This is a genomic window from Mesorhizobium dulcispinae, from assembly GCF_033977345.1.
Lineage (GTDB): Bacteria > Pseudomonadota > Alphaproteobacteria > Rhizobiales > Rhizobiaceae > Mesorhizobium > Mesorhizobium dulcispinae.
Window position 1 is genome coordinate 925,294 of sequence record NZ_JAVIIY010000001.1, and the last position, 11,999, is coordinate 937,292.

Annotated in this window: 11 protein-coding genes; 1 reads left to right on the forward strand and 10 read right to left on the reverse strand. The window is 62.6% G+C overall.

The features are described 5' to 3' along the window. Window positions 1-18: 18 nt before the first annotated feature. The 8 genes from RFN30_RS04535 to RFN30_RS04570 form a co-directional block, all read right to left on the reverse strand. On the reverse strand, window positions 19-879 hold the full coding sequence (locus RFN30_RS04535) for an ABC transporter permease (protein WP_320260910.1): 861 nt from the start codon (window positions 877-879) through the stop codon (window positions 19-21). Further along, window positions 876-1,724 carry an ABC transporter permease gene (locus RFN30_RS04540; protein WP_320260911.1) on the reverse strand — a complete coding sequence of 283 codons (849 nt, stop codon included), beginning with the start codon at window positions 1,722-1,724 and terminating at the stop codon, window positions 876-878. The genes RFN30_RS04535 and RFN30_RS04540 overlap by 4 nt, the downstream gene beginning before the upstream one ends. Before the next feature lie 15 nt (window positions 1,725-1,739). Then, on the reverse strand, window positions 1,740-2,831 hold the full coding sequence (locus tag RFN30_RS04545) for a quaternary amine ABC transporter ATP-binding protein (RefSeq protein WP_320260912.1): 1,092 nt from the start codon (window positions 2,829-2,831) through the stop codon (window positions 1,740-1,742). A 77-nt stretch (window positions 2,832-2,908) separates the two neighbouring features. Continuing rightward, window positions 2,909-3,760: a glycine betaine ABC transporter substrate-binding protein gene (locus RFN30_RS04550; protein ID WP_320260913.1), complete on the reverse strand. Its 852-nt coding sequence runs from the start codon at window positions 3,758-3,760 to the stop codon at window positions 2,909-2,911. Window positions 3,761-3,840: 80 nt separating this feature from the next. Next, entirely contained in the window at window positions 3,841-5,172 is a 1,332-nt protein-coding gene (locus RFN30_RS04555; RefSeq protein ID WP_320260914.1) for an NAD(P)/FAD-dependent oxidoreductase, read from the reverse strand. Next, window positions 5,169-6,686 carry an aldehyde dehydrogenase gene (locus RFN30_RS04560; RefSeq protein WP_320260915.1) on the reverse strand — a complete coding sequence of 506 codons (1,518 nt, stop codon included), beginning with the start codon at window positions 6,684-6,686 and terminating at the stop codon, window positions 5,169-5,171. Before RFN30_RS04560 ends, RFN30_RS04555 begins: the two co-directional genes overlap by 4 nt. Continuing rightward, complete coding sequence (locus RFN30_RS04565) at window positions 6,679-7,590, reverse strand: dihydrodipicolinate synthase family protein (RefSeq protein WP_320260916.1); 912 nt, start codon at window positions 7,588-7,590, stop codon at window positions 6,679-6,681. The genes RFN30_RS04560 and RFN30_RS04565 overlap by 8 nt, the downstream gene beginning before the upstream one ends. A gap of 366 nt (window positions 7,591-7,956) precedes the next feature. Then, window positions 7,957-8,643, reverse strand: coding sequence for a GntR family transcriptional regulator (locus RFN30_RS04570; RefSeq protein ID WP_320260917.1), 687 nt, complete (start codon window positions 8,641-8,643; stop codon window positions 7,957-7,959). Window positions 8,644-8,836: 193 nt separating this feature from the next. On the opposite strand from RFN30_RS04570, the gene RFN30_RS04575 reads away from it, so the two are divergent. Beyond that, window positions 8,837-9,808, forward strand: a complete 972-nt coding sequence (locus tag RFN30_RS04575) for a GlxA family transcriptional regulator (RefSeq protein ID WP_320260918.1) — start codon at window positions 8,837-8,839, stop codon at window positions 9,806-9,808. Window positions 9,809-9,996: 188 nt separating this feature from the next. On the opposite strand, the gene RFN30_RS04580 is transcribed toward RFN30_RS04575, so the two are convergent. Both RFN30_RS04580 and RFN30_RS04585 read right to left on the reverse strand, forming a co-directional pair. Next, window positions 9,997-10,791 carry an ATP-binding cassette domain-containing protein gene (locus RFN30_RS04580; protein WP_320260919.1) on the reverse strand — a complete coding sequence of 265 codons (795 nt, stop codon included), beginning with the start codon at window positions 10,789-10,791 and terminating at the stop codon, window positions 9,997-9,999. Next, window positions 10,788-11,945: an ABC transporter permease gene (locus tag RFN30_RS04585; RefSeq protein ID WP_320260920.1), complete on the reverse strand. Its 1,158-nt coding sequence runs from the start codon at window positions 11,943-11,945 to the stop codon at window positions 10,788-10,790. The genes RFN30_RS04580 and RFN30_RS04585 overlap by 4 nt, the downstream gene beginning before the upstream one ends. Window positions 11,946-11,999: the final 54 nt, after the last annotated feature.

Below are 11,999 nucleotides of genomic sequence, written 5' to 3' on the forward strand. Positions count from 1 at the left end.
TCTTTTACCTTGTCCTGTTCACGCGGACTTTGCCGCACCGGGTGCCCGGCTGCGCTGCAGCGCGCCCTTCGATAGGCGGTCAAGGAAGATGGCGATCGCGACAATCGACAGGCCAGCGCGCAGGCCGAGCCCCATCTCCATGCGGGTCAGCCCCCGTGTCACCTCCGCGCCTAGGCCTCCCGCGCCGACGAGGCCCGCAAGGACAACCATCGCCAAGGAGAGCAGAATGCACTGATTGAGGCCGACCAGCAGGGTGGGGGTGGCTGAGGGGATTTCGATCTTGAACAGGATCGATCGCGGCGAGGCGCCGGTTGCCTGCCCGAGTTCCAAAATGTCCTTCGGCACCTGGTTGAAGGCGAGCGTGGTCAGCCGCAGCATCGGCGGTATGCCGTAGACGATCGTAGCGATGATCGCCGGAACACGGCCGAGGCTGAAGATCATGACCGTGGGGATGAGATAGACCCACGGCGGCACGGTCTGCATGATGTCGAGCACGGGCCGGATCGCGGCTTCGAACTTCTTGTAGCGGGACGCGAGGATGCCGAGCGGGAACGCGACCGACACCGAGATGATCACCGCCACCGTCACCAGCGCCAGCGTCTGCATCGACGCGGCCCAGAAACCCGCCAGCAGGCAGAACAAAAGCGCGATGGCGGTCACGACCGCGACCCGGATGCCGACGAGAAAGAAGGCGAGGGCGACCGCCACGACGATCGTCACATAGGCAGGCGGATAGAGGAGGGCGGCTTCGATGGCGCTGAGCACCGCCTCGATCAATCTGGCGACAGCGTCGAAGAACGGATGGAAGTTGGTGTTCAACCAATCCACAGCAGGGGCAAGGTGAGCCCCAGGCGAAAAGCGGAACAGATCGAAGTTCATCTTGCGCCTCCCTTGGCGCGGCGGGCCGCGCTTTGCGTGAGCCGGTCGAGCACCATGGTCAGGATGACGATGGCAATGGCGGCGTTGATCGAGGTGGCGATGTCGAGCGTGCGCACGGCCGAATAGATGGTCTCGCCGAGCCCTCCCGAGCCGACGATGCCGGCGATGACGACCATGCCGAACGCCATCATCAGGCTCTGGTTGATCCCGGCCATCACGCTCGGGACGGCGAAGGGGAGCCTGATCTTGACGAACATCTGCCACGGGGTCAGGCCGGTTGCGTGTCCCAGCTCGACGAATTCGCGCGGCGTCATGCGAATCCCGAGCGCGGTCAGCCTGATGGCCGGCGGCATGGCGACGATAAAGGTGGCGACGAGCGCGGTCGCCGGCCCATAGCCCAGCAGCGCGATCGCCGGCAGAAGGTAGATATAAGGCGGCAGCGTCTGGATCAGATCGAGTATCGGCTCCAGGAATCGGTCGAACGCTCTGACGAAACCGGCCACGATGCCGATGGGAATGCCGAAGAGCAGCGCCAGTATGGTGGCGGTGATGACCAGGGCGAGCGTGCTCATGGTCTCGGCCCAGAGCCCCATGATCGCGCAGAAGATGAGGGCAAACCCGGCGAGAACGCCGGCGAAGGCGTTGATCAGCCGCCATGCGAGCAGCGCGGCGACGATTGCGATCACATAAAATGGCGCGAGCTGCAGGAGCCAGAGGACACCGTTGTAGGTTCCTTCAAGCACTGCCCGCAGGGTTTCGAACAGCCAGTCGCCGTTGTCGCTGATCCAGCCGAGAGTGGTATCCGTCCCGCTGTCAAACGCGTCCGTAATAGCAGAGATGTCCATTGCGCTCCTCCCGAGCTATGCGACGACGAGCTCTCCCGCCGGCTTCCCGGCGACCCCGCGCAGCAGGCCGCGGATGGTGACGACGCCGACGACCGATCCGTTCTCGACCACCGCGACCGCGTCGTGGTCGGACTGTGTGGTCAGATCGATAAGCGCGCCGATGTCGGCCTCCGGTGAAGTCCGGGGAAGGGCATTCACGTCGCAATGCGGCTGCGCGCTTTTGAATTCGCTCACGGGCGCCATCACCGAGTGCGCCTTGACGAGATGAATCCTGGAGATGCCCGCCACGAAGTCGGAGACGTAGTCGTCCGCAGGTTTGGTCACGATGTCCTCAGCCGTCCCGATCTGGACGATGACGCCGTCCTTCATGATGGCGATGCGGTCGCCGATGCGGATGGCTTCCTCGAGGTCGTGCGTGATGAAGACCGCGGACTTGCCGAGCGACTTTGTCAACTGCCGGAACTCGTCCTGCAACTGGCGGCGGATGAGCGGGTCGAGCGCGCTGAACGGCTCGTCCATGAGGATGATTTCCGGATCCGCCGCCAACGCCCTTGCGAGGCCGACACGCTGCTGCATGCCGCCGGACAGCTCGGAGGGATAGCGGGCGGTCCAGTCGGCGAGGCCGACCTTTTCGAGGGCGGCACGAGCGATCTTATTGCGCTCTTCCTTGGCAACGCCGCGCACCTCGAGGCCGAAGCCGGCGTTTTCGAGAACCGTGCGGTGAGGCAGAAGCGCCACGCTCTGGAAGACCATGCCGATGTTGCGGGCACGCATGTCGCGCAGCTCTGCGGCATTCAGCCTGGCGATCTCCTTTCCCTTGACGGTAATCTTGCCCAGGCTCGGCTCGATCAGGCGGTTGAGCAGTCGGATCAGTGTCGACTTGCCGCTGCCCGAGAGACCCATGATGCAGAAGATCTCGCCGCGGCGGACCTGGAGCGTGGCGTCGGCGACGCCGACCACGCAGTTGAATTCCTGAAGCACCTGCTTTTTGGAAAGCCCGTGCTCGGAGATCGCCTTGACGGCGGCCGGCGCACGGCTCCCGAAAACCTTCCACACGGATTGGCAGTCGACCAGAATTTCGCTGGGGGCATTCACGGTAGTGTTCATTGCGTTCCCCATGGGCCACCAAATGGCCATCTTGTTTGGAGGCGGGCAGCCGGTTCGGCCGCCCGCCATTGGCAGGATTATTCGCTCTTGATGTTCTCCCAGCGCTTCAGCAGATCGGCGTGGGCGTCGGTCCAGTCCTTGACCGCTTCATCCATCTTCTTGCCGTCGCTGACCGCTCCATTGATCGCGGTGATGTCGGCGAGCGGCACATAGACGGAGGCGATCACCTCGCGAGCATGCGGGTAGTCGGCCGAGAAGCCCTTCTTGCCGATCCAGTAGTAGCTCTGCGGGGGCGGGAAGATGCCCTTGGGGTCCTTGAGGAATTTCACCGGATACTTCTGCATCATCCAGGACGGCTCCCAGATGGTGACGGCGATCCATTCCTTGCGATCGACGGCCGACTTGAGAGCAGCGGTCATCGCGGCCGTGCTGCCTTCGACCAGCTGCAACTTGAGGCCGTATTCCTTGACGGCGTTGGCGGCGTCGCGCATCAGGCCCGAACCCGGCTCGATGCCGACGATCTTGCCGCCGAACTTGTCGGCATTGTCGTTGAGCTGATCCGTCGAATCGATGGTCACGTAGTTCGGCACGGCGATCGCCTGGTAGAGGCCGTGCGACACCGGAGAGATCTTTTCCAGACGCTTCTTGTTCTTGTTCCAGTAGTCCTGCGCGACATAGTCCGTCTGCGAGGCAAGGATCTGGATGTCGCCCTTGCTCAGCGCGGCGTAGGCTATGCCCCATTCGGAAAAGTCCACCACCTTGACCGTATAGCCGGCGTCTTCCAATACCTTCTTCGTGATGCCGGTGATTGGGGTGAGATCCTCCCACGACATCGTCCCGACGGTGATGGTCTTTTCCTCCGCCTGGGCCGACAGCATGGTCATGCCGACCATCGCGGCAGCGCAGAGCGCTTTCCACAAAGTCCTCATTTGTTTGCTCCTGTTTTTCTCATTTCATTCCCCTGAAGACCTCTGCGGTCGCCTCAGTCTTCACATTGCGCGGCCAGGGCTCATCCCTCGCGGCCAGCACGCAATTCCTGCAAACGGATCACCGTGTTGACGCCCAGCCACGCAAGCGGCTCGGGAGGAAGCCTTGCGGGTTGTGGCTGATGCGAAAATTTATCGAGCATGTCGGAGCGGGTGCCGGTGGCGAGATCGACGGCCATGACGCCCGCGAGCGTGCTTTTGACGGTCCCCAGGCCGTTCTCGCAGCATGCCGAGTAGAGACCCTCTTCGATCTCTCCGAAGGCGGGCACGTGGTTGCGGCTAAGGCAAAGCCGTCCGGCCCAGATATATTCGAACGGCACGTCCTCGAGGTCCGGAAACCTGGCGTCCAGCGAAGCCCGCTGCTCGGCGGCGATGCCGGCCAGACGCTTTTCGCTCACTTGAACGGACCAGTCGTAGGTGAACCGGGTACGGATCACGATGCGGGAAGATCCATCGCTTGAGATCTTCCTGACCGTGGCGCCCATTGGGTCGGCCGGCAGCAGCGCCCATCTGCCCTTGCCGGTCGACTTGGAGGTGAAGGGGGCAGTCATCGCCGCATAGGTGAAGATGTGCATCAGGCGGCCGCGGAAATGGCCGAAATCCTCGATGTGGCCATTGACGCCGAGGATGACCTTCTGCGCCGTGACGCTTCCGCCGCGCGACACTGCCTTCCAGGCCCCGCCTGTGCGGGCGAGCTTGAGCACCGGCGAGTGCTCGAATATGTCGACGTTCGACGCGAGCCCAGCGGCGATTCCGCGGATGTAATCGGCGGGCTGGATCATCACGGCGCCCGGCGTAAAGAGGCCCCCCAGGTAGTAGGAGGAACCGGTCAGTTCCCTCATCTCGACGGCATCGAGGAAGCGGTGCTCCTCGCCGATGGCCTTGAGCGAGCGACCATAGTTGGCATTGAGCGTCATGCCGCGCTTCGTCGCCGCCGCATTGATCTTGCCGGACCGATCGAAGGTGCGCGCGGACATACCGTATTCCGCCGCCGCGTCGGCGGCGAAGGAGATCGCGAAACGGTTCTGGGCGATCTCCGCCTTTGTTTCGGCTTCGCCGGCGACGGAATATTCGCCCGACGACAGGTTGTGGGGGGTGTCGATCATGTAGCCGGAATTCCGGCCAGCCGGCCCCTTGGCGATCTCTCCTGCTTCCATGAGCACGATCTTGTCGCCGGGCCGCAGCTGAGCGAGCCGCCTCGCCGCGGAGAGGCCGGCGAAGCCGCCACCGATGATCAGCCAGTCGGCCGAAATGTCGCCGTCAAGCGTGCGGACAGGGAAGCAGCGTTTGCTGATCGCCTCCCAGCCCGAGGTTCCGGATTCCGCCGGAAGACGCTTCACGACGTGGTCGCTCACCGAACGGTCTCGTCGACCGAACGGTCCGAGACATCGATCCAGACCGTCTTTAGTTCGCAGTAATTGTCATGCGCGAACACCGACTTGTCGCGCCCGCCGAAGCCGGATTCCTTGTAGCCGCCGAACGGCGTGGTCGCGTCGCCCTCGCCGAAGCAGTTGACGGTGACGACGCCGGCGCGGATCTCGCGCGAGAGCTTGATCGCCTTGCGCAGGCTGCCTGTGTAGACGGACGCCGTCAGCCCGTAGTTGGTGTCGTTGGCGAGGGCCACGGCTTCGGCAAGCGAATTGAACGTCGTGACCGAAAGGACCGGTCCAAAAATCTCTTCCTGGAAGAGACGGCTCGCAGGCGTGACGCCATCGACGACGGTGGGCTCGATGTAGATGCCTTTTTGCGTGCCGCCGCCGTGAGCGACAGACAGCTTTTCGGTCTTCACGTCGCCGAGGAAGGATTTCACCTTCTCGAAATGGGTCTTGCTGACCAGGGCGCCGATGCGGTTTTCGGGGTCGAGCGGATCGCCGGTCTTCCATTCGCGCATGTAGGCGCCGATCCGCTGCAGCAGCTCGTCCTTGATGCTGGCGTGGACAATCAGGCGCGAGGTGGCCGAGCAGTTCTCGCCCATGTTCCAGAACGCGCCGTTGACCACCTGCTCGGCGACGAGGTCGAGGTCCTCGGCATCATCGAGAACCACCGCCGGGTTCTTGCCGCCGCATTCGAGGACCACGCGCTTGAGGTTGGAGTCCGCTGCATAGCGCAGGAAACGGCGGCCGGTCGGCGTCGATCCGGTGAAGGCCACCATGTCGACGCCCATATGCATGCCGATCGGCTCGCCGACGTCCTTACCGCCGCCCGGCACGACATTGAAGACGCCGGCGGGAATGCCGGCCTCGTGCGCCAACTCCGCGACGCGAAGAGTGGTCAGCGTCGTCTCCTGGGCCGGCTTCACAATCACCGAGCATCCCGCGGCCAGCGCCGGGCCGATCTTCCAGGCCAGCATCAAGAGCGGAAAGTTCCATGGCAGCACGCAACCGACGACGCCGACCGGTTCGCGTACGACCATGGTCAGCGCCTTCGAGCCGACAGGCGCGGTATTGTCGTAGAGCTTGTCGATCAGCTCGGCGTGCCAGCGGATGGTGTGGATGGTGTCGGGAACGTCGACGGTCTGGCATTCACGGACCGGCTTGCCGCTGTCGACGCTCTCCATGACCGCCAGCTCGTGGCGGTTGCGTTCGAGCAGCTTGGCGAATTTGAGAAGCACGGCCTTGCGCTCGCCGGGCGCGAGGTGCTGCCAGCGGCCGTCGTCGAAGGCTTCCCTGGCCTTGGCCACCGCAAAGTCGACATCGGTAGCATCGCAGGCGGCGATCTCGGCAAGCACTTCGCCCGTCGCCGGATTGGTTGTCTTGAATGTCTTGCCGGAATTCGCCGGACGGAACGCCCCGTCGATGAACGCATTGGTCGGGAATTGAATGCCTGCGGCTATCGCCTTGTATTCGGCGGCGGTCAAAGGTTTATGCATGGTTGGCTCCCGACGTGATCTGGGCGACCGTGCGCTTCAGAGTGGCGACGACAGTCTGGAGAGTTCGCTTTTCTTCAGAATTCAGAGGGCGCAGCGGAGCACGAACGCCGCCAGTCTTCAGGCCGATCAACTCGCATCCATGCTTGATCGACTGGACGAACTTTCCGCATTCGAGGAAATCCATCAGCGGCAGCATCGCGCTCATGATTGCGCGGCCCTTGTCGAAATTCTTTTCGAGCACGCAGGCTTCGTAGAGCGCGACATGCTCGCGCGGCAGGAAGTTCGAGCCGGCGCAGACCCAGCTCCTGGCGCCCCATGCGAAGAATTCGAGCGCCTGGTCGTCCCAGCCGCAGGAAAGCGAGATGTGCGGGAACTTGCGGGCGAGCCGATGCAGGTTGCCCATGTCGCCGGAGCTTTCCTTGATGGCGACGACGTTCCGGGACTTGCCGACGCGGGAGAAATACTCCTCGCCCATTATCACGCCCATGCGGGCGGGATAGTTGTAGAGCATGATCGGGAGGTTGGCGGCCCGGTCGACGGTGAGTGCGTGAACCGCATTCTCGCGCTCCGTCGGCAGGGCGTATGGCGGCGAGGATACGAGGATCGCGTCGGCGCCGATCGCCTTCGCCGCCTTGGCGTATTCGACCGAGTCTTCGGTCCTGGTCGCGCCCGTGCCGATGACCAGCGGAAGGCGGGTGCCGATCACCTGCTTGGCGTAAGCTCCGAGATCGAAGCGCTCCTGGGCGGTCTGGGCATAGTATTCGCCCGTCGATCCGCCGACGATGATGCCGTGCACCTTGGCTTCGATGAGCGACTCCAGAACGTCGGCGAAAGCGGCGTTGTCAATCTGCCCGTCCGGGTCCAGCGGTGTGACCGCCGGCGTGTAGATGCCCTCGAATTTCAAGACAGTTCTCCGTCCCTGGAGTGGCCGTTTCGACCAGCTCGTCATCCGGCCAAGGGGGGGGCCTTCTGCGAAATCTCGTGCGAGAATTCTCAGCAGCCGGAACCGGTCGGTCGGATTTTGATGACGCAAGAAATTGCACACCGGCGAGCCGGAGTCAACAGATTGTATTATCTGCGTACACAAAATTTATAATCGAGTAACACAAAAGCGCGCGAAGGGCCGCGAACCGGAACGCCGCTCGCTGCCGCAAATGCGACACGAGTTGCCGACGGCGATGCCGCCCAGGGATTTCGGAAACGATGGTTTCCGTCGCCAACGGGCCACGAGGGGAGATGATGAAGGCTTGAAGAGTTTCTTCGGCCGCGATCAGTTATCGCCGACCAGGGCGTCCGCTTTCATTCCCTGGGGTGCGATGAACATCTCCATGTTCTCGCGCGACAGCTCCCAGTGCTCGAACACCAGGTCGACGACGGCGTCTTCATCATGAGCCCCGATGGCCGAGATGAAGCCGTCATGGTGTTCGACCGCTATTTTGAGGCGCTTGCGCATGTCCTCATTGCGGGGGCGAAAGAAGGTGTGGCCGATACGGGCGTGGTCGATCAGCAGCCTGCCGAGGCTCGGCTGCAGGTAGGCGTTCGCGGACATCTCGCCGATGATCTCGTGAAACCTGTTGTTCTCGATCACCATGGAAAGCGCGTCGCCCGACTTGCTTGCGGCGCGGAAACGCTCCTGCGTGTCCTTCAGGTCCGACATCTGTGAAGGCTTGAAATTCTGCACCGCCAGCCGGCCGATGGCCGCATAAACCATCGGGGCGACCAGGAAGAATTGCCGCAAAGTCGAATGGTTCATCGGAACAACCCTGGCACCGCGGTTTGCCCGAATTTCGATGTAGCCTTCACCCTCCAGCCGGCGGAAGATTTCCCTGACCGGCGTCCGCGACAGGCCATAGCGCTCGCTCAGCGCCACCTCGTCCAGATCCTCGTCAGGATCGAGCTCCATCGTCAGGATGCGACGCTTCAGATCGTCGTAGAGACTGCCCTTGCTTCCCTTCATGGCGCACCTTCGGAATCATCTCTGCCAATCGACCATATCTGGCACGGTTGGAAGAGTCGCATGCACTTGCAAGCGAGTCAACGGATTGTATTTTCTTGGTACACAATATATGGATGGGTCGGTTCGCCATATGGGAGGCAGGAAGACGGATCCGTCTGAATGATCCAACGCGAGGGGATAGTTCCGGAAACGAATGGCCAAGAAGTTTGCGTTTCTTCTGGTGCGCGATTTCACCTTATCGCCGCTCTCACTGTTCATCGACACGCTGCGTCTGGCCGGCGACGAGGGCGACCGCAGTCGCAGGGTGGAATTCGACTGGCAGATCGTCGGCGAGCGCGGCCTACCGATCCGGGCGAGCTGTGGCGTCGAACTGCTGCCGACCAAGGCCATCGGCAATCCCGAGGATTTCGACAACGTCGTGGTGGTCGGCGGCCTGCTCGACACCAATCGTAATCTCAGCTCGGAAAAGGAGGCTTTCCTTTTGCGGGCGGCCGACAAGGGCGTGCCCATCACCGCGCTTTGCACGGGAAGCTTCGTGCTGGCGCGTTACGGCTTGCTGGACGGCTACAGTGCCGCCGTCAGCTGGTTCCACATCAAGGATTTTCGTGCCCAGTTCCCCGACGTGAACGCGCATGCGGACAGTCTGTTTTCCGTCGACCGCGGCCGTGCGACATGCGCCGGCGGCACAGGTGCTGCCGACCTCGCCGGCTATTTCGTGTCGCAACTCATCGGCCAGAAGGCCGCGGAAAAAGCAGCCAAGATCCTTGTTCTCGATCGCATCCGCAACATCAGGGACGTCCAGCCTGTCGGCGACCTGTTTCCCGAAGCCGCGAGCCGCGCGGTCAAGCGCGCCTTGCTGCTGATGGAAAGCAATCTCCAGGAGAAGGTATCGGTCACCGAGATCGCAAGCCGCCTGAATTGCTCGCGCCGCCAGCTCGAGCGTCTTTTCGCGACGGAGCTGGGCACCAGCCCGATGGCGGCGTACCTCGCGCTCAGGGTGCATTACGCGAAGTCGCTGCTGGAAGGCAGCGACTTGGCAGTCGGGGACATCGCCTACAGGTGCGGCTTCGAAAACGCCGGGCATTTCAGCCGGGTGTTCCGCCAGCACACCGGCATCACGCCGACCCATCTCAGGCATCCCAACCGCGCGTCCGCCAGAGCATGATCCCGAAAAGTGTGCAGCGGTTTTTGCTTCGCTTTCCTCCGGTTCGGAAAAGATCATGCTCGAACAAGAAGATAGAGCCGACGACGATTCGAAGAAAAGTCATCCCGCTTTATCGCGGCGAGGCAATGACCGGTGGCGGTGGCGCAATTAATCGGCAAGCTCACGGAGATTGCGTCCGAACCGCAAACTTATTGCGGCAGGGGTATTTCCCTCTGCGGGTTCAGGACGCCCTTGTCGTCGCGGGCGCCGACCATGTACTGCACGAGTTCCTCAGTGTTCGTTTCGGCGGTTGCCTTCTCGGCCACCTTGCGCCCGCGATGCATGACGATAATGCGATCGGTGACCGCGAATGCATCGGGCAGGGTGTGCGTAATCAGGATCACCGGCACGCCGTGCTCGCGTAGCCGGCGGATCAACTCGAGCACCTTCTGCTGCTCGGGAACGCCGAGGTTGTTGGTTGGCTCGTCCATGATCATCAGCTTGGCGTCCCAATAGACCGCCCGCGCGATGGCGACCGCCTGTCGCTGGCCGCCGGACAGGTTCTCGATCGGCTCCGTGAGGGTCGGAAAGTGGATGCGGAGGGACTCGAGCGTCCGGCGTGATTCGCGCAGCATCTGCTGGTCGTCGAGCGTCTTGATCAGCCCGCCGAAATAGCGCTTTTTCACCTCGCGCCCCAAGAAGATATTGGCGCCCACATCGAGATTGTTGGCGAGCGCAAGGTCCTGATAGATGGTCTCGACGCCATGGTGGCGGGCGTCGATCGGCTGCGCAAAGTGCGCGTGCCTGCCTTCAAAGAACATCTCGCCTTCGTCGGCGTGATAGACGCCGGATATGCATTTGACCAGTGTCGACTTCCCGGCCCCATTGTCGCCGAGAAGGCCGACGACTTCGCCGCGATGGATGTCGCAGCTCACATTGTTCACCGCAACTAGGCCGCCGAAGCGCTTTGTGATGTTTCTGAGCGAGAGAAGCGGCTCGGTCATGTCTCTTCACCCCTGCGGTGACGGCCGGCAATCAGGTCGCGAGACTGGTCGATCAGCACCGCGACGATCACGACCGTGCCGACCACGATGAACTGAAAGAAGGCCTCCACGTTGAGCATCACCAACCCCGTCGTCAGGACAGCGATGATGAGAGCCCCGATCACTGTCCCCATCACAGTCCCGGCGCCGCCGAACAGGCTCACGCCGCCGATGATCACGGCCGCGATGGAGGACAGAAGAAGAGGATCGCCGATGACCGCGGAACCGGCGGTGAACCGAAGCGTCGAGAGGAAGCCGGCCATCCCCGCGGTCGAGGCGGAAAGGGTATAGAGCTTTATGATGTGGCGATCGACAGGTATGCCGGTACGCAGGGCCGCTTGCATGCCTCCGCCGATGGCATAGGTATGTCGGCCGAATTGGGTTTTGCGCAGCAGGAAGGCGGCGAAGGCGACGACGCAGGCGGTTACGATGACGGGATAGGGCAGGATCGTGTCCATCCGGCGCAGCAGATCACCGCTCACATCCGGCCGTTCGAGGAAATAGAAGCCGCCGCCTTCACCCCAGATGTAGTATAGAAGCGCGTCATTGCCGTAGGCGCGAATTCCCGCCGGCAATCCAATCACCGTCGTATTCTCGGACATCATGTAGGCGACGCCACGCACGATGAACGAGGTGCCGAGCGTCACGATGAACGCCGGGACTTTCAGCTTGGCGATGATGACACCGTTGATGAAGCCGACCACCGCCGCGCCGCCCACGCCCGCAATCAGCCCGACCAGCACCGAAGGGAAAAGCGGCATCCCGCCATCGAACGCCCAACGCAGAGCGAGTGCCGACAGGACCGAGGCAAGGCTCATGACCCATCCGACCGACAGATCGATGCCGGCGCCTATGATGACGAAGGTCTGGCCCAGCGCCAGCAGCAGCACGGGAACGATCGCGACCAGAATGTTCTGGGAATTCCGGATGGTGAGGAAATGGACCGCGCCGCCGCTGACCAGCGGCACCGTGACGACGAAGAAAAGCACCATGAGGGCAAGGAAGAGCCACGCCCAGATGCGGCTGGCCAACAGCGCCAATCGCTGCGCGGGCGTCCAGATCTCCGCGGGCTTCACCCCGGCGGGCAAAACAATTCTCGACCCGCGATCGACCACGTACCGTTTCCTCGAAATTTATGGGAACGAACAGGAACCGAAATCAAATCGAGG

Excerpts from the sequence above, each read along its gene's own strand:
- RFN30_RS04535 (WP_320260910.1), bottom strand. The coding sequence starts at position 879 with ATGAACTTCGATCTGTTCCGCTTTTCGCCTGGGGCTCACCTTGCCCCT.
- RFN30_RS04540 (WP_320260911.1), bottom strand. The coding sequence starts at position 1,724 with ATGGACATCTCTGCTATTACGGACGCGTTTGACAGCGGGACGGATACC.
- RFN30_RS04545 (WP_320260912.1), bottom strand. The coding sequence starts at position 2,831 with ATGAACACTACCGTGAATGCCCCCAGCGAAATTCTGGTCGACTGCCAA.
- RFN30_RS04550 (WP_320260913.1), bottom strand. The coding sequence starts at position 3,760 with ATGAGGACTTTGTGGAAAGCGCTCTGCGCTGCCGCGATGGTCGGCATG.
- RFN30_RS04560 (WP_320260915.1), bottom strand. The coding sequence starts at position 6,686 with ATGCATAAACCTTTGACCGCCGCCGAATACAAGGCGATAGCCGCAGGC.
- RFN30_RS04570 (WP_320260917.1), bottom strand. The coding sequence starts at position 8,643 with ATGAAGGGAAGCAAGGGCAGTCTCTACGACGATCTGAAGCGTCGCATC.
- RFN30_RS04575 (WP_320260918.1), top strand. The coding sequence starts at position 8,837 with ATGGCCAAGAAGTTTGCGTTTCTTCTGGTGCGCGATTTCACCTTATCG.
- RFN30_RS04580 (WP_320260919.1), bottom strand. The coding sequence starts at position 10,791 with ATGACCGAGCCGCTTCTCTCGCTCAGAAACATCACAAAGCGCTTCGGC.